Origin of the sequence: Spirillospora sp. NPDC048824, assembly GCF_043198455.1 — a bacterium.
Lineage (GTDB): Bacteria > Actinomycetota > Actinomycetes > Streptosporangiales > Streptosporangiaceae > Spirillospora.
This window is the reverse complement of the sequence record NZ_JBICUS010000007.1, coordinates 52,333-67,527: the sequence shown is the minus strand read 5'-3', so window position 1 is coordinate 67,527 and position 15,195 is coordinate 52,333. Positions and strand designations below refer to the sequence as shown.

Below are 15,195 nucleotides of genomic sequence, written 5' to 3'. Positions count from 1 at the left end.
TGAGGGGCGTTGGATCAGGCTTGTTCGCGGCCGAGCATGAGGCTTTTGCCGGTGGCGTAGAGGTCGGCGGGGACTCGGGCCGGGTCCAGGAGGTGCTGGAAGGCCAGGCCGAAGTCGAGGGCCAGGGCCAAGGTCGCGCGTTCGTCGGGGGGAATCTCGCCGGTGGTCTCCAGTTCGCTCGCCATCCGGGCGCGGCGTTCGGCGTACCAGTCGGCGATGCGCCAGCCGGCGGCGTAGTCGCGCATGCCGTAGAGCCAGAACTCGACCAGGAGCAGGGCGAGGCGGCGGGCGTGGTCGTCGGTGTCGCGGCGGGGCGAGGAGCGGGCGGTGTGGTCGATGTCCTCCTCGGCTGCGCGGAGTTCGTCGCAGACGTCGACGTTGCGGTCGGTGGTGAAGCGCTCCATCAGCGCGAGCAGAAGGTCGGTCTTGCCCGCGAAGTTGGAGTAGACGGCGCCCTTGGTGAGCCCGGCGGCCGCCGCGATGTCGTCGAGTGAGGCGCCGTGGATGCCGTGGTCGGCCCAGAGTCGTTCGGCGGCGGTGAGTAAGGCGGTGCGGGTCTGCGCGCGGCGGTCGCGGCGCGGTGGGACGCCGCCGCCGGACGGGCGCGGGGGGCGGGGCGCGCCCGCCGTGTCACCCTCGGGCCGATGCACGCGGTCCGTCATATGGTGCTCCCCTTTTGTGTACGGCGTCCCGCGGTTCCGGGCGCGGCAGCGGACGCCCGGCGGCGGGTCGCGCGCCGAGATTCTCCTCCTGCTCTTCGGAATACACCGATCGGACATGGTCAGTCCCCCGGTTGTACAACTTCGCCTGCCTTGGAACGGTCCGTTCGGCAGTGGATCATCAGTGCGGGACGGAAAACCGGGAGGTGTGCGGCAAACCACCAGAACCGGAGCGTTACCTGCGGGTAGTCAAAAGTGGCCAGGGGGTCATACGCTGCCGGTATGGCATCCCCGACGGTCCCTGCCAAAGGCGTGGCAGAGCACAAGCTCCCCCAAACTCTGATTGACCGGCTGGCCTCGCATGTCGCCTCGGGCGGCGCCGACACCACGACGATCCCCACCCCGTTCACCGGTGAGCCCCTCGCGACCGTTCCGATCTCCGGCGCCGACGACGTCCGCGCGGCGTACGAGCGGGCGCGGGAGGCGCAGCGGGCGTGGGCGCTGCGGCCGGTGCGCGAGCGGGTCAAGCCGTTCCTGCGGCTCGCCGACGCCCTGGTCGACCGGCGCGAGGAGATCCTCGACGTCATCCAGCTGGAGACCGGCAAGGCCCGCCGCCACGCGCTGGAGGAGTTCCTGGACGTGGCGCTGTGCTCGCTCTACTACGCCCGGCGGGCCTCGAAGCTGCTGAAGCCGAGGCGCAGGCAGGGCATGATGCCGGGCGTCACCCGCGTGCGGGAGCTGCGGCACCCGAAGGGCGTCGTCGCCCTGATCGCGCCGTGGAACTACCCGTTCGCGCTCGGCGCCAGCGACATCGCGCCCGCGCTGATGGCGGGCAACGCGGTGATCCACAAGCCGGACACCCAGACGTGCCTGTCCAGCCTGTGGGTACTGGACCTGCTGATCGAGCTCGGCCTGCCGCGTGACGTGTGGCAGATCGTCGTCGGCGACCCGGCCGAGATCGGCGACCCGCTGATCGACAACGCCGACTATGTCTCGTTCACCGGGTCCACGCGCGGCGGCAAGGCCATCGCGGAGCGGGTCGCGCCGCGGCTCGTGGCGTACTCGCTGGAGCTCGGCGGCAAGAACCCGATGATCGTGATGCCGGACGCCGACGTCGAGCGCACCGCGCGGGGCGCCGTCCGTGCCTGCTTCACCAACGCCGGGCAGCTGTGCATCTCGATCGAGCGGATGTACGTCCACGAGGACATCTACGACCGGTTCGTCCCCCGGTTCGTCGAGGTCGTGAAAGACATGAAGCTCGGCACCGGCCTGGACTTCGACGCCGAGATGGGCTCCCTGACCTACCAGCGGCAGCTGGAGGCGGTGACCCGGCACGTCGACCAGGCCGTCAAGGAGGGCGCGACCGTCCTCGCGGGCGGCAAGGCCCGTCCGGACGTCGGGCCGCTGTGCTACGAGCCGACGATCCTCGCCGACGTCAGCGGCGACATGGACCTGTGCGCGAACGAGACGTTCGGCCCGGTCGTCGCCGTCTACAAGTACAAGGACGAGGACGACGTCGTCGCCCGCGCCAACGACACCCCGTACGGGCTGAACGCGTCGGTGTGGACGAAGAACACGTCGAACGGCCGCCGCCTCGCCGCCCGCATCCAGGCGGGAACCGTCAACATCAACGACGGGTACGGCGCGGCCTACGCGTCCTACGACTCCCCGATGGGCGGGATGAAGCAGTCCGGGGTGGGACGCCGCCACGGCTCCGAGGGCCTGCTGAAGTTCACCGAGGTGCAGACCGTCGCGAGCCAGCACTTCATGGACCTCGAACCTCCGGGCTCCATCGGCTACGACAGGTTCGCCGGCTTCATGGCGAACGGCATCAAGCTGATGAAGAAGCTGCGGATCAAGTAGGGAACGCCCATGAAGCATGACTTCGACGTGCTCGTCGTCGGGTCCGGGTTCGGCGGCAGCGTGTCGGCCCTGCGGCTGACCGAGAAGGGCTACCGGGTCGGCGTGATCGAGGCGGGCCGTCGCTTCGACACGAACCCGTCCGGAGCGCCCGGATCCCGGTATCCGGAGCTGCCCAAGACGAACTGGCGCGTCGCCCGCTACCTGTGGGCCCCGGCGCTCGGCCTCACCGGTATCCAGCGGATGCACCTCATCCGCGGCGCCAAGTCGAGCCGGGTGATGGTGCTGGCGGGCGCCGGTGTCGGCGGCGGGTCGCTGAACTACGCCAACACGCTGTACGTCCCGCCGGAGCCGTTCTTCAAGGACCGGCAGTGGGCGCACATCACCGACTGGCAGGACGAGCTGGCGCCCCACTACGAGCAGGCGAAACGCATGCTCGGCGTCGTCCAGAACACGACGACGACCGCCGCCGACGAGGTCATGAAGAAGGTCGCCGACCGGATGGGCAAGGGCGACACCTTCGTCAAGACACCCGTCGGCGTCTACTTCGGCCGTGGCGCGGGCATCGAGAGCGCGGATCCGTATTTCGGCGGGACGGGCCCGCGCCGCCGCGGCTGCCTGGAGTGCGGCGAGTGCATGGTGGGCTGCCGCCACGGCGCGAAGAACATGCTCACGGAGAACTACCTCTACCTGGCCGAGAAGGCCGGCGCCCGCGTGATGCCGCTCAGCCGCGTCACGTCGGTCACGCCCCTGCGCGGTGGAGGGTACGAGGTCGAGATCGTCCGGACCGGCTCGTTCGGCCGCAACCGCAAGACGTTCACGACCGAGCAGGTCGTGTTCGCCGCCGGTACGTACGGCACGCAGAAGCTGCTGCACAAGCTCAGGTCGACCGGCGCGCTTCCGCGGCTGTCGGACCGGCTCGGCGCGCTGACCCGCACCAACTCCGAGGCGATCCTCGGCGGCGGCCGCCGCAACGGCAGGCCCGGCCCCGACTTCTCCGAGGGCGTCGCGATCACGTCGTCGTTCCATCCGACGCCGGACACGCACGTCGAGCCCGTCCGCTATGGGCGCGGCTCGAACCTCCTCGCCGGCCTGCAGACCCTCCTCGTGGACGGCGACCGGCCGGGCGAGAGGCACAGCCCCCGGATCCTGAAGTTCGCCCGCGAGGTCGTCCGCCGCCCCCGTGACCTGGTGCAGCTGTTCGACGTCCGGCACTGGTCCGAGCGGACGGTGATCGCGCTCGTCATGCAGACCCGCGACAACTCGATCACCCTGCGGCCGAAGAGGGGCCCGTTCGGCTGGGACGTCCGCGCGTCCGCCGGCCACGGCGAGCCCAACCCGACGTGGATCCCCGAGGGCCATGAGGCGACGCGCCTGATCGCCGAGGAGATCGGCGGCATGCCCGGCGGCTCCTGGGGCGACCTGTTCGACGTCCCGATGACCGCGCATTTCCTCGGCGGCTGCGCCATCGGCGACTCCGCCGAGTCCGGTGTGATCGACGCCTACCATCGCGTCTTCGGGCACCCCGGCCTGCACATCGTGGACGGTTCCGCGGTCTCCGCCAACCTGGGCGTCAACCCTTCGCTGACCATCACCGCCCAAGCGGAGCGTGCGATGTCGTTCTGGCCGAACCGGTCCGAGGACGACCCTCGCCCCTCCCTGGGCAACCCGTACCGCCGTGTCGCCCCCGTCGCGCCGAAGAACCCGGTCGTTCCCGCCGGCGCCCCCGCCGCCCTCAAGCTGCCGATCGTCGACATCACCTGACACGGCCGCCCCCTTCCCGGACTCGACTCTTCGGATTGTCGAGTCCCGGGGACGGCGTCGGCACTAGAACGCGATTCTGTGGAAAATCGGCGGCGAACCCGCCGCCGCACGGGCATGAACACCCGCGCCCGGGGGCGCGGGTGTTCAGTGGCGGGTCAGGCGCGGTAGGCGGACCACTGGGCTTGCATGCGGTCGGCCTGGCCTGGGGTGAACTCGTACATGCAGGCGTCGTAGCTGTAGTCCATGAAGTTGTGGACGGGGTCGGCTCCGGTGGAGGAGCAGGTGTCGCGGCCGGTCGGGCAGCCGGAGGCGGGGCTCTGTTCGGCGGGGGTGTCGGAGACGCGGTCTCCCTGGCCGCGGCAGCCGCCCTGGAACGTGTGGTACAGCCCCATCCAGTGGCCGACTTCGTGGGTGCCGGTGTCGCCTTCGTTGTAGTTGCCGATCGAGCCGCCCGGAAGGCTCTGGTAGTGGACGACGACGCCGTCCATGCTGGGCTGGGAGCGGTAGCTGCTGGGGAACGTGGCCCAGCCGAGGAGGCTGCTGCCCAGGTCGGCGGTGTAGAAGTTGAGGTCTTGTGCGTTGCCGGCATGCAGGGCGTTCTTCATCTGGCGTTCGTTGCCCTGTGGGTTGGAGAACCAGGACGCGTTGTTCGTCCGTTTGATCTCCGAGAGCGTGAACGAGATGCCGCTGCCGGCGTAGGCGTCGTTGAGGACGTCGAGTTGCCGGTTCAGCGTCGCGTCCGAGACGTTGCCCGCGCTGCCGTACACGACGTGGAAGTGCACGCGGACGGTGATGGCCGCGGCGGCGCGAGTTGTCCTCAGACTGCTGATGCGGTTCTGGAAGTCCTTTTCCATCGCGGCGATCTGGGCCGTCCCGGGCTGGTTCCGTTCGGTGATGTGGGCACCGGCGCGGACGCGGGCGTCGGCGGGCTGGTCGGCGCATTCGGAGGATGGCGTGGACGTGGCGGGAGGCGCGGACGGGGCGGCTTGGGCGGCGGGCGCGTACGCCGTGAAGACGGCGAGCATGCCGAGGACGGTGGCGATTCCGGCGCGGTTCATGGAACTCCTTGGGGGCGGCGCGAGCGGGGGAGCGCGCGCAAGGGAGCGGAGTCATCGCTGGATTTAGGGTGAATGCCAATAGGGGTGTTGTCTTTAGCAAACCTGGACGAATCTGGCGCCCGGGTGTGGCGGCGTAGCGTGTTCCGCATGGTTGTGGAGGGCGAGGCGGCGCGGGTCCTGACGGAACTGCGGGCGCAGGGCGATCCGGTGCGGGCCGAGAATGAGAAGCGCTACCTGAAAAGCGACTTCGTGCACATCGGTGTGCCTGTGCCGGCGGTGCGCAAGGTGGCCGTGTCGGCGGTGAAGGCCCTGCCCACGCGGGACGAGGTGCTCGCTCTCGCCGAGGCCCTCTGGGGTGTGACCCAGGAGGGACGTCCCGTGCATGAGGCTCGTATGGCGGCGATAGAGGTGCTCGTCAAGCGGGCGGCGCTGCTGGGGCCAGGCGACCTGGCGTTGGCTGAACGGTTCGTCCGCGACTCGGCGAGTTGGGTGTACGTGGACGGCGTCGCGGAGAAGGTCGTCGGCAGGCTGGTCGTCCGGTACCCGGACCTGGGGACGGCACTGGACGCATGGGTCAGCGACCCCTACATGTGGATGCGGCGCACGGCCGTACTGGCTCTGCTGGCGGGCGTGCGGGTGGGCGAGCCCGATCTAGGCCGGATCGACCGCTTCGGGGACGCGCTGATCGGCGAACGCGAGTTCTTCATCCGCAAGGCCCTCGGGTGGGTGCTGCGGGAGTTGTCCAAGAAGGACCCGGGCTGGGTGACCGAGTGGGTCGAGGCGCGGATCGCGGTCATTTCGGGAGTGACGCTCAGGGAGGCCGTCCGGCGGCTTCCCGGAGAAGACGCCGAACGGCTGCTCGCGGCTCAGCGGCGGTAGGCCTGCCACACCTTGTGCATGCGTGAGCCCTGGCCGGCGGTGAAGGACGTCATGCACGTGTCGTAGCTGTAGTCCATGTAGTTGTGCACGGGGTCGTCCCCAGGTGAGAGGCAGGTGTCCTTGCCGGTCGGGCAGCCGTTCGTGGGGTCGCGCTGGGCCGGGGTGTCCGCGACCCGGTCGCCTTCGCCGCCGCAGCCGTCCTGGAACGTGTGGTAGAGCCCGAGCCAGTGGCCGACCTCGTGTGTGGCGCTGAACCCCTTGTTGAAGTTCTCGATGGGGCCGCCGGGCATGCTGCCGTAGTGGATGGTCACGCCGTCCATCTTGGGCTCGGACTCGTACTTCCAGGGGAACGTCGACCAGCCGAGAAGGTCGCCGCCGATGTAGGCGCTGTAGAGGTTCAGGCTGTCCTTGCCGCCTTCGCGCAGCCTCGGCTTGTACGTCCTCTCGTACCCTTCGGGGTCGTTGAACCAGGCCGCGTTGTCCGTACGGCTCACGTCGCGGAGTTCGAAGGAGATACGGGTGTCGGCGCCGCCGTTCCGGCCGCCGTAGGAGGCGTTCAGCGTACTGATCTGGCGCTTGACCATCGCGGTGGACACATTGCCCCTCGCGCCGTTGTGAAGCACGTGGAAGTAGACCGGAATGCTGATCCGCGGTGCGGCGCGGAGGTCGGTGGCGGCCGACCGGCCGTCCGTTTCACCGGGCGGGCGCAGGCCCAGGTCGTCCAGTATCCGGTTGAGGCGCTGCTCTACGGTGGCGGCCTCCGCGGGGGTCAGGTCGTTCTGCCGGTGGCCGTGCTCGTGGCCATGCGGCCCTGGCCGCAGCCGTGCTTCGGCGTGCGCGCAGTCGTCCAGGCGTGCGGTCGCCGGGCCCGCGGTCGCCGGGGGCGGCCCGGACGGCATGGCGGGGACGAACGCGGCGATCAGGGCGGCGGCGGCGAGCAGCTTCACGGCACTCCTAAGGAGGATGTCGCGGACGGGAACCAGGCGAGCACAAGGCGTCACCAACAGGTATCAGAGCGGAGTGGTCCGGGGAGTGTGATCAAGGTAAATGGATGCCGACCGTTATCGGTCAATCGCATCATGTGACAGCGGTAGGTGCGGGTGCGCGCATCGGTGCAGGCAGCCGCCCCCGTAGACTGGGGGAACCCTTCCGGCCGTGCGAAAGGCGTTGTTGGTGGCCGCAGACCAGTCCTTTGACACCGTTCTCGTTGTCGACTTCGGGGCGCAGTACGCGCAACTGATCGCGCGTCGCGTCCGCGAGTGTCACGTGTTCAGCGAGATCGTGCCGTCCACCATGCCTGCGGCGGAGATGCTCGCCAAGCGGCCGAAGGCCATCATCCTGTCGGGCGGCCCTGCGTCGGTGTACGCGGAGGGCGCCCCGATCGCGCCGGACGGGCTGTTCGACCTGGGCGTCCCCACGCTCGGGATCTGCTACGGCCACCAGGTGATGGCGCAGGCCCTAGGCGGGACGGTCGAGAACTCCGATGTCGCCGAATACGGTGGCGCGACCGTGGCCGTCACGTCCCCGGGCATGCTGTTCGCCGGTCTGCCGCATGAGCAGGCGGTGTGGATGTCGCACCGCGACTTCGTCAGCCGGGCCCCGTCCGGTTTCACCGTGACGGCCAGCACCGACGTGACGCCGGTCGCGGGCATGGAAGACCTTGAGCGCGGCTTCTTCGGCGTCCAGTTCCACCCGGAGGTCCTGCACACCGAGCACGGGATGGAGCTTCTGCGGCGTTTCCTCTACGAGGGCGCCGGTTGCCGTCCGAACTGGACGATGGTGAACATCGCCGACGAGTCGATCGCGGCCGTCCAGCAGCAGGTCGGGCACAAGCGGGCGATCTGCGCGCTGTCCGGCGGCGTGGACTCCGCCGTCGCCGCCGCCCTCGTCCAGCGCGCCATCGGCGACCAGCTGACCTGCGTGTTCGTCGACCACGGCCTGCTGCGCAAGGGCGAACCCGAGCAGGTCGAGAAGGACTTCGTCGCCGTCACCGGCGTGAACCTGCACGTCGTGGAGGCCCAGGACCGGTTCCTCGCCGCCCTCGACGGCGTCACCGACCCCGAAGAGAAGCGCAAGATCATCGGCCGGGAGTTCATCCGGGTCTTCGAGGAGGCCGCCCGCGAGATCGTCGAAGGCGGTTCCGGGTCGTCCACGTCGACGGGTGCGGATGACGCGACCGAACCGGTCGAGTTCCTCGTCCAGGGGACCCTCTACCCGGACGTCGTCGAATCGGGCGGCGGTACCGGCGCGGCCAACATCAAGTCCCACCACAACGTCGGCGGCCTCCCCGAAGACCTCCAGTTCAAGCTGGTCGAGCCGCTGCGGAACCTGTTCAAGGACGAGGTCCGCGCGCTCGGCGAGCAACTCGGCCTGCCGTCCGAGATCGTGTGGCGCCAGCCGTTCCCCGGCCCCGGCCTCGGCATCCGCATCATCGGCGCCGTCACCCGCGACCGCCTGGACATCCTCCGCGACGCCGACGCCATCGCCCGCGAAGAGCTGACGAACGCCGGCCTTGACCGCGACATCTGGCAGTTCCCCGTGGTCCTGTTGGCGGACGTCCGGTCCGTGGGAGTGCAGGGTGACAGCCGCACCTACGGCCACCCCATCGTCCTGCGTCCGGTGACGAGCGAGGACGCCATGACGGCCGACTGGGCGAAGCTGCCCTACGACCTGCTCCAGCGGATCTCCACCCGCATCACCAACGAGGTCCGCGAGATCAACCGGGTCACCGTCGACATCACGTCCAAGCCCCCCGGCACCATCGAATGGGAATGACCCCACCGCGCCCCTGAGCAGCGCCGTCGAGCGCTGCCCGGTCAGGGGCGGCTCCGGTGAACGCACCCCGGGCGGCGCGGCCCGATGCTGACGGCGGCCGGAACACGCGAAACGCTCGGCTGGGATGCCCAGCCGAGCGTTTCATCGGCTCAGGGGCCACTCGGTCGGCGGCCGATCAGGTCCGCCGGGCGCGCCCCGGTGTTCGCCGGGTCAGACCGTGGCGGGGGCCAGGGCGGTCTCGGCGTCCAGGGTCGCGGCGGCGGCGTTGACGACCGCGGCGATCCGCAGCGCCTCCTGCACCAGCTCGCGCGACAGGCCGGCGTCGCGGACGACCTTCTCGTGCGACTCCAGGCACCGCCCGCAGCCGTTGATCGCGGACACGGCGAGGCACCACAGCTCGAAGTCGACCTTGTCCACGCCCGGCTTCCCGATGATCGACATCCGGAGCCTGGCGGGCAGCGTCGCGTACGTCCCGTCCCCGATCAGGTGGGTGGCGCGGTAGTACACGTTGTTCATCGCCATGATCGACGCGGCGCCCTTGGCCGCCTCGAACGCCTCGGCGGACAGGTGGTCGCCCGCCTCCTCGGCCAGTTCCCGGATGACGGTGGCGCTCCGCGTGGTGAGGGCGCAGGCCAGCACCGTCCCCCAGAGCTGCTGCTCGGTGAGCTGCGAGGTGGACGTCAGCGACCCCAGATTGAGCTTGGTGTCCTTGGCGTACGCCGGGAGGGCGCTCTTCAGCGCGTCGACGCTCATGGTCAGGCCCCGGCCAGCAGCTTGGCGGCGTCGAGGGTGTCTTCGCCCTTGTTCCAGTTACAGGGGCACAGCTCGTCGCTCTGCAGCGCGTCCAGCACCCGCAGGACCTCCTTGACGTTCCGGCCGACGGACCCCGCGGTCACCATGACGAACTGGATCTCGTTGTTGGGGTCGACGATGAACGTCGCGCGCTGCGCCACGCCGTCCTCGGTGAGGATGCCGAGCGCCGACGACAGTTCGCGCTTGAGGTCCGCCATCATCGGGAAGGGGATCTCGCGCAGGTCCGGGTGGTCCTTGCGCCAGGCGAAGTGGACGAACTCGTTGTCGACGGACGCGCCGAGCACCTGCGCGTCGCGGTCGGCGAAGTCCTCGTTGAGACGGCCGAACTCGGCGATCTCGGTCGGACAGACGAAAGTGAAGTCCTTCGGCCAGAAGAACACGACACGCCACTTGCCCTCGTAGGACTTGTGGTTGATCGTCTCGAACGCGTTGTCCGCGTCCAGCGAGACGCAGGCGGTGAGTTCGTACTCGGGGAACTTGTCACCGACAGTAAGCACGCATGCTCCTTCGTCACGAGAAAGGGATCGCCTCCGCATGAGAGGCGCAGGAGGGGCCGCGGGCTTCCGCCTCGGCAGCCGATGTCACGCAGCGTGCCGCAGTCCCGTTAAGAAGAGAAATCGATGTATCCCAATCGATTGATATGAGACACCTATCAATCGCGATGACCAGCAGCGAAGTGCCAGGTCGGCGAATTCTAACGACCGTCCAGTAGATGAACGTCACACCGATCCGCCCAAAACCGGCCTCGCTCTCCGTAGCGGGCAAGTGTAAAGGGGAACCGGGTCCGGGTGGTCGGGGCGGGTGGACGGAGCGGTGTCGAGAATGCTTCGGCCGCTCCGACCTACCAGGGGAGCCGCCGGTTCGCGTGGCGGCCCCATGGACGGCACCCGATTCGAGGAGCGGACATGTCACGGAACATCGAGACCGTCAACACCTACCTGGACGGCTTCCGCAAGAACGACCACGCGCAGATCCTGTCGTGCCTGACCGACGACATCGAGTGGACCGTCTTCGGCGGATTCCACCTGACCGGCAAAGACGCCTACGACAAGGCCATCGACGGCCCGCCCGAGCTCCTCAACCCGCCCCACCTGGAGGTCGTGCGCATGGTCGAGCAGGGCGACGTCGTCATGGCCGAACTCACGGGGACGGTGAAGCGGGCGGTAAGGCTCGGCCCATCGCCCGGTCCCGGGCTGGACGGCCGGCAGCGGGTCCGTTTCGTCTATGAAGTCAGCCTTGCGAATTTTGTCGCTACTCATTTCTCGTGTTCGCCTTTGTTATGGACCTCTTGTGTGCTGCGAAACAGGTTGACTAAAGCGACCCACGCTTGTCATTGTTGCCGACAACATCAGAAAAGCGATGACGTGCGGAGGTGTGCGATCATGGTCAGGCCTTCCCCCGACCCGCACGAGTCCATCTACGCCTTCATGGCCTACTACCTGCGGTTCCTTCGGGTCCAGCACAATGTGACACAGGCCGATGTCGCCAAGATCCTCAACTGCTCGATCGGCCAGGTTTCCAAATACGAGACCGGCGAGAAGCAGTTCGGCACCAGGGAGTGTGCCGCTCTGGACAAAGAGTGGAACACCGGCAATGTGTTCACAATCTGGCTCGGCTACGCAAAGCTCGGAATCGACGCAAACGCCCCATCCCGCCTCGACCGCTACCAGCGCAAGGCCGTCGAGCACTGCATCTTCTCCAGCAGCATCGTTCCCATTCCGTTGCAGACGGAGGGCTATGCAAGGTGCTTACTGGAAGCAGGTCACGCAGCCGGACTCATTGAGGACGTCGAAATCGCCGTCGCGCTGCGGATGGATCTTCAGGCGGCGATCCTGGACGGTCGGCCCGACCTATGGGTTGTGCTCGATGAGATCGCTCTTCGTTCGATGGGAAGTTCCCAGGTCATGGCCGACCAGTGGGACAAGCTGGCTGAAATGGGCCAGCTACACCATGTCTCAGTCCGTATACTTCCGCTGTCGGCTGCGCCGCACACCGGCGTGGATGGTTCGTATTGGTGCTTCACGCTCCCGGGGCGCCGCTTGGCGGCTCACTCTGGAAACGCGCTGGGCATGGGCCGAGTCATCGATGATCAAACGGAAGCGGCTGACGTTGCGAGGCGCTTCCAGCGTCTCGCAGCGCGTGCTTGGAACGAGGATCAGTCGCGGCAGTACCTATCACGGATGGGTGAAATCAATGACGGCTTGGCGCAAGAGTAGCTACAGCCAAACTCACGGAACCTCTGACTGTGTTGAGGTAGCGGACCTCGCACAGCTTGTCGGCGTCCGGGACAGTAAGGCACCTGCCGGTCCGCACTTGGCGATCACGAGGGACGAGATGGCCGGCCTGATCACGCGGATCAAGTCTGGTGACCTCGATCTCTGTGATCGGTAAGGCTGACGTGGACGGCACGGCCCGGTGTGATCTCAAGTGGCGCAAGAGTACTTACAGCCAAGGTGGCGGTACGACCGACTGCGTGGAACTCGCCTCCTTGGACGGCGCCGTGGGGGTCCGGGACAGCAAGAGCTTGTCGACCCCCCACCTGCCTGTCTCCAGGGACGACTTGGCCGCCTTGCTCGCCCGGATCAAGGCGGGTGGATTGGATCTTTGACCGGCGCGGTCGGAGCCGGGGGCGTCTTCCGTGTGCGGGTCGATGGCGCGAAGGAAGGACCGTCGGGTCAGTGCCAGTAGTCGCGTTCGGGGAGTTGGAGCCACATGTCGGCGGGGCCGATGATCGCGCGGGAGTCGGTCGGTCGCAGTCCTGCGTAGGCGAAGCAGAACGCCTCGGCCTGGTTTTGGTAAAAGTAGGTGAGAAGGACTTCCTCGGCCGTGTCGTCGGCGCCGGCCCATCCTCCGGGATGCAGGTCCCAGCCTTCGAGTACGCCGTCTCGGGCGACGCTTCCCTGGTTTCCGCGCTCAACGCCCTGATCAGGCGGGGGGCTTCCGCCACCGCTGCGGTTTCGGCGGCCGAAAGCTCGGCGCACAGCGGGGAGAACAGGTCCGGGTGCGGACCGGCCAACGCGAGTCGGCCGGGTGACCAGCCGGCCATCATAGGGCGCCACGGGTCGGCGCCGGCTTCGACCAGGGCACGGGCGTTGTCGGGACGCTTGTCGAAGACGGCCCGCCAGAGGGCGGTTCGGCCCTGGTGTTCGGCGTCTACGTCCCTGACGTGCCTGGCCAGTTCCGCGACCACTTCGGGCGTGCCGCGCTCCACAGCGAAGTCCAATGGACGCTGGTACCCGAATATGAGGGCGTCCGGGTCGGCGCCCGCTTCGAGGTGTGCACGGACCTGGGCGGGGTCCCGCCATGTCGTGTTCGCCCATTCGTTGGTGTCCATGGCAAGCGGATTGTGGCCTGCAGGTCGGACATTTCGTGCCGATGTGACGGCGGTGTTCAGCCTGCGCATCGATTGACTTCAAGGCAGGATGGCCGTCTCGCCGGGGGTGCGGGCCGGGCGCGTCCGGTCAGCGGCGTGGGGGTCGGTGATCTTGTTGTTGGTTGGGCGGAACCGGGAGGGTGGCGGGCGTCTCATATGTGGTGTCTCGTCCGTCGAACCCTGGGGAACGCCAATGGACCGGTTGAGCGCTGAGCAGCGGCGGCTCGTCGATGAGCTGTGCGGTGAGTGGGAGGCGCGCGTCGCCGAGCCGGATCGGGGGGATGCCGAGCGGGCACTCGCCGAGGTGTACGACCAGCGGGGGTGGGGGCGGCCCAAGGCCGTGATCTGGCTGGACTCCCCGCTGGCGGGCGCGATCGCGGCGCGGACCCTCCTCTACGGGCACGAGCATCTCGACGGCGACCGGCACCCGGACGCGCATAAGGCATGGGTCGGCGCGACCACTGCCCGCCTGGAGGGGACGTACGGGACGTTCGACCGCCACGAGCCGTCCGACTTCGAGGAGAACGAGCCCTTCGCCTCCAGGTGGCGGCTGCCGGACGTCCTCTCGGCCTACAAGCTCTCCTACGACATGGAGAAACCTGATCTGCGGGCCGTTCTCGCGCGTGTCGGTGAGCCCGCGTGGGCGATCAACAGCGGGGTCTCGGCCCGGTTCAAGGAGGAGGCGCTGTCGCCATCCGATCCCGGACGTTTCGCCGCTGCCAGCGCCACTGCCCATGCGCGCCTGCTTGAGGAGCTGGAACCGGCGTTTTCCGCTGGGCAGTGGGAGGCGGCCAAGGACGCGCTGCGGTCGTGTGCCGAAGCGCCGCGTCCTGAGCATTGGAAGCAGTGGCGGCAGGTATGGGCCGCGGTGCGCGCTCCGGAGAACCATGCGCTGCTCATCCTGGCGGCGGTGCGCGGGGGTGGCACCGGGCCGCTCCAGGCGCGGCTGCGCATGGCGTCGGTGGTCGGATGGTGGTGGGCGCTCAACGACGTCGCGGTGCTGACCCCTCATCCGGCCGAGGTCCACACCGACGACTCGGGTCGGCTGCATCGTGGCGACGGCCCGGCCGTGCGCTACCGGGACGGTTTCGCGCAGTACTGCTGGCGGGGCCGGCTTGTGCCGCCCGACCTCATCGACCCCGGGTGGAGCGCCGCCGACATCGCTCACGCGTCCGATGAGGAGTTGCAGGGGCGTGCGGCGGAGCAGTTCGGTGCCGCGTCGTACGCGGCCACCTTTTGCGCCGAGCGCGTCGTCCCGAATTGGCGTCGTTGCGCGCTGGAACGTCTGGGCTGGGCGCGGTTCGCCGCAGAGGCGCCGCTGACGCGGGTCGGGGACGCGGTGACCGATCCCGCCGATCCCGGCTGCGAGCTGGCGCTTTACGACGTCCCGGCGGCGGTGTTCGGGGGCCCGGCCCGGGTGGTGCTGCGCGCCGGAGGCGGCCGCAGCGGGACGGCGCTGCTGGTGCCGATGGACGCGACCGACCCGGTGGCCGCCGCGTCGTGGCTCGGAAACGGTGCGGAGGGGCCGGCGCCGGAACCGGAGTTGCTGGCGCGCATCCGGCGGAGCGAGTCGCTGCTGGACACGCTGGCCGGGCTGGAGCTCGGAATGTCCCACATCTCGCACATCGAGCACGTCGAGGAGGTCCACCTGGCCTGTGGTGCGCGGCTGGAGCCGATCGGCGGGAGCGGCACCGGCGGCACCTATTTCCTCTGCGGTGACGGACCTCGGCGTCCGGTGATCTACGCCGACTCCGAAGGCGGCTACCAGGTGATGGGCCGCGACCTCACGGAGGCCCTTGAATTCATGGTGAGCGCCGACCCCGATGGCGGCGACCCGGAGGAGGCGGACGACGAGGCCGCACGGGAACTGGGCCTGCGGCCGCTGTCGCCGGAGGAGTACCGGGCGCGGCGGGAGCAGGCCAAGGCGATGGCGGCCGCCCTCACGCTGGTGATGACGGACGAGGGCAATGCGTACGAGTACCGTCCCAGTACGTGGTTCCGGTGCTGAGGCCAG

The 15,195-nt window shown here is 68.8% G+C and carries 14 protein-coding genes and 1 pseudogene; 8 read left to right on the top strand and 7 right to left on the bottom strand.

Going from position 1 to position 15,195, the window contains the following annotated elements; genetic code table 11:
* Window positions 1-14: 14 nt before the first annotated feature.
* On the bottom strand, window positions 15-662 hold the full coding sequence (locus tag ACGFIS_RS15555) for a TetR/AcrR family transcriptional regulator (protein ID WP_392905305.1): 648 nt from the start codon (window positions 660-662) through the stop codon (window positions 15-17).
* Window positions 663-941: 279 nt separating this feature from the next.
* Between ACGFIS_RS15555 and ACGFIS_RS15550 the strand changes: the two genes are divergently transcribed.
* Window positions 942-2,522: a succinic semialdehyde dehydrogenase gene (locus ACGFIS_RS15550; RefSeq protein ID WP_392905303.1), complete on the top strand. Its 1,581-nt coding sequence runs from the start codon at window positions 942-944 to the stop codon at window positions 2,520-2,522.
* 9 nt (window positions 2,523-2,531) lie between these two features.
* Window positions 2,532-4,283 (top strand): FAD-dependent oxidoreductase, encoded by a 1,752-nt coding sequence (locus ACGFIS_RS15545; protein WP_392905300.1) that lies wholly within the window; start codon window positions 2,532-2,534, stop codon window positions 4,281-4,283.
* A 155-nt stretch (window positions 4,284-4,438) separates the two neighbouring features.
* On the opposite strand, the gene ACGFIS_RS15540 is transcribed toward ACGFIS_RS15545, so the two are convergent.
* The gene (locus ACGFIS_RS15540) at window positions 4,439-5,341 is read right to left on the bottom strand and encodes a zinc metalloprotease (RefSeq protein WP_392905297.1); all 903 of its coding nucleotides are present in this window, start codon (window positions 5,339-5,341) and stop codon (window positions 4,439-4,441) included.
* 147 nt (window positions 5,342-5,488) lie between these two features.
* Here ACGFIS_RS15540 and ACGFIS_RS15535 point away from each other — a divergent pair, with 147 nt between their 5' ends.
* A complete protein-coding gene (locus tag ACGFIS_RS15535) occupies window positions 5,489-6,220 on the top strand; it encodes a DNA alkylation repair protein (RefSeq protein WP_392971337.1) in 732 nt (243 codons plus the stop codon).
* Here ACGFIS_RS15535 and ACGFIS_RS15530 read toward each other — a convergent pair.
* Window positions 6,208-7,167 (bottom strand): zinc metalloprotease, encoded by a 960-nt coding sequence (locus tag ACGFIS_RS15530; protein ID WP_392905292.1) that lies wholly within the window; start codon window positions 7,165-7,167, stop codon window positions 6,208-6,210. The two genes, ACGFIS_RS15535 and ACGFIS_RS15530, sit on opposite strands and share 13 nt — an antisense overlap.
* A 226-nt stretch (window positions 7,168-7,393) precedes the next feature.
* Here ACGFIS_RS15530 and guaA point away from each other — a divergent pair, with 226 nt between their 5' ends.
* Complete coding sequence (gene guaA, locus ACGFIS_RS15525) at window positions 7,394-8,995, top strand: glutamine-hydrolyzing GMP synthase (RefSeq protein ID WP_392971334.1); 1,602 nt, start codon at window positions 7,394-7,396, stop codon at window positions 8,993-8,995.
* A gap of 210 nt (window positions 8,996-9,205) precedes the next feature.
* On the opposite strand, the gene ACGFIS_RS15520 is transcribed toward guaA, so the two are convergent.
* Window positions 9,206-9,748, bottom strand: coding sequence for a carboxymuconolactone decarboxylase family protein (locus ACGFIS_RS15520; RefSeq protein WP_392971331.1), 543 nt, complete (start codon window positions 9,746-9,748; stop codon window positions 9,206-9,208).
* Between the two features lie 2 nt (window positions 9,749-9,750).
* A complete protein-coding gene (locus tag ACGFIS_RS15515) occupies window positions 9,751-10,305 on the bottom strand; it encodes a peroxiredoxin (protein WP_392971328.1) in 555 nt (184 codons plus the stop codon).
* Window positions 10,306-10,713: 408 nt separating this feature from the next.
* Between ACGFIS_RS15515 and ACGFIS_RS15510 the strand changes: the two genes are divergently transcribed.
* The 3 genes from ACGFIS_RS15510 to ACGFIS_RS15500 are packed head-to-tail and all read left to right on the top strand — an operon-like array spanning window position 10,714 to window position 12,416.
* Window positions 10,714-12,024, top strand: a complete 1,311-nt coding sequence (locus ACGFIS_RS15510; RefSeq protein ID WP_392971325.1) for a Scr1 family TA system antitoxin-like transcriptional regulator — start codon at window positions 10,714-10,716, stop codon at window positions 12,022-12,024.
* Window positions 12,002-12,199 (top strand): DUF397 domain-containing protein, encoded by a 198-nt coding sequence (locus ACGFIS_RS15505; RefSeq protein ID WP_392905281.1) that lies wholly within the window; start codon window positions 12,002-12,004, stop codon window positions 12,197-12,199. The genes ACGFIS_RS15510 and ACGFIS_RS15505 overlap by 23 nt, the downstream gene beginning before the upstream one ends.
* Window positions 12,174-12,416: a DUF397 domain-containing protein gene (locus ACGFIS_RS15500; RefSeq protein ID WP_392905279.1), complete on the top strand. Its 243-nt coding sequence runs from the start codon at window positions 12,174-12,176 to the stop codon at window positions 12,414-12,416. The genes ACGFIS_RS15505 and ACGFIS_RS15500 overlap by 26 nt, the downstream gene beginning before the upstream one ends.
* Before the next feature lie 67 nt (window positions 12,417-12,483).
* Here the strand turns inward: ACGFIS_RS15500 and ACGFIS_RS15495 are convergent, their stop codons facing one another.
* Together ACGFIS_RS15495 and ACGFIS_RS15490 are read right to left on the bottom strand one after the other, a co-directional pair.
* A complete protein-coding gene (locus ACGFIS_RS15495) occupies window positions 12,484-12,789 on the bottom strand; it encodes a hypothetical protein (RefSeq protein ID WP_392971322.1) in 306 nt (101 codons plus the stop codon).
* 134 nt (window positions 12,790-12,923) lie between these two features.
* A pseudogene (locus tag ACGFIS_RS15490) lies at window positions 12,924-13,142 on the bottom strand (ankyrin repeat domain-containing protein); the annotation flags it as partial.
* A 241-nt stretch (window positions 13,143-13,383) separates the two neighbouring features.
* On the opposite strand from ACGFIS_RS15490, the gene ACGFIS_RS15485 reads away from it, so the two are divergent.
* Window positions 13,384-15,189, top strand: a complete 1,806-nt coding sequence (locus ACGFIS_RS15485; protein ID WP_392971319.1) for a DUF6745 domain-containing protein — start codon at window positions 13,384-13,386, stop codon at window positions 15,187-15,189.
* The last annotated feature ends 6 nt before the right edge of the window (window positions 15,190-15,195 follow it).

Coding starts and splice junctions, on each gene's coding strand:
- ACGFIS_RS15550 (WP_392905303.1), top strand. CDS start 942: ATGGCATCCCCGACGGTCCCTGCCAAAGGCGTGGCAGAGCACAAGCTC.
- ACGFIS_RS15505 (WP_392905281.1), top strand. CDS start 12,002: ATGACGGCTTGGCGCAAGAGTAGCTACAGCCAAACTCACGGAACCTCT.
- ACGFIS_RS15555 (WP_392905305.1), bottom strand. CDS start 662: ATGACGGACCGCGTGCATCGGCCCGAGGGTGACACGGCGGGCGCGCCC.
- ACGFIS_RS15540 (WP_392905297.1), bottom strand. CDS start 5,341: ATGAACCGCGCCGGAATCGCCACCGTCCTCGGCATGCTCGCCGTCTTC.
- ACGFIS_RS15510 (WP_392971325.1), top strand. CDS start 10,714: ATGTCACGGAACATCGAGACCGTCAACACCTACCTGGACGGCTTCCGC.
- ACGFIS_RS15535 (WP_392971337.1), top strand. CDS start 5,489: ATGGTTGTGGAGGGCGAGGCGGCGCGGGTCCTGACGGAACTGCGGGCG.
- ACGFIS_RS15545 (WP_392905300.1), top strand. CDS start 2,532: ATGAAGCATGACTTCGACGTGCTCGTCGTCGGGTCCGGGTTCGGCGGC.
- ACGFIS_RS15520 (WP_392971331.1), bottom strand. CDS start 9,748: ATGAGCGTCGACGCGCTGAAGAGCGCCCTCCCGGCGTACGCCAAGGAC.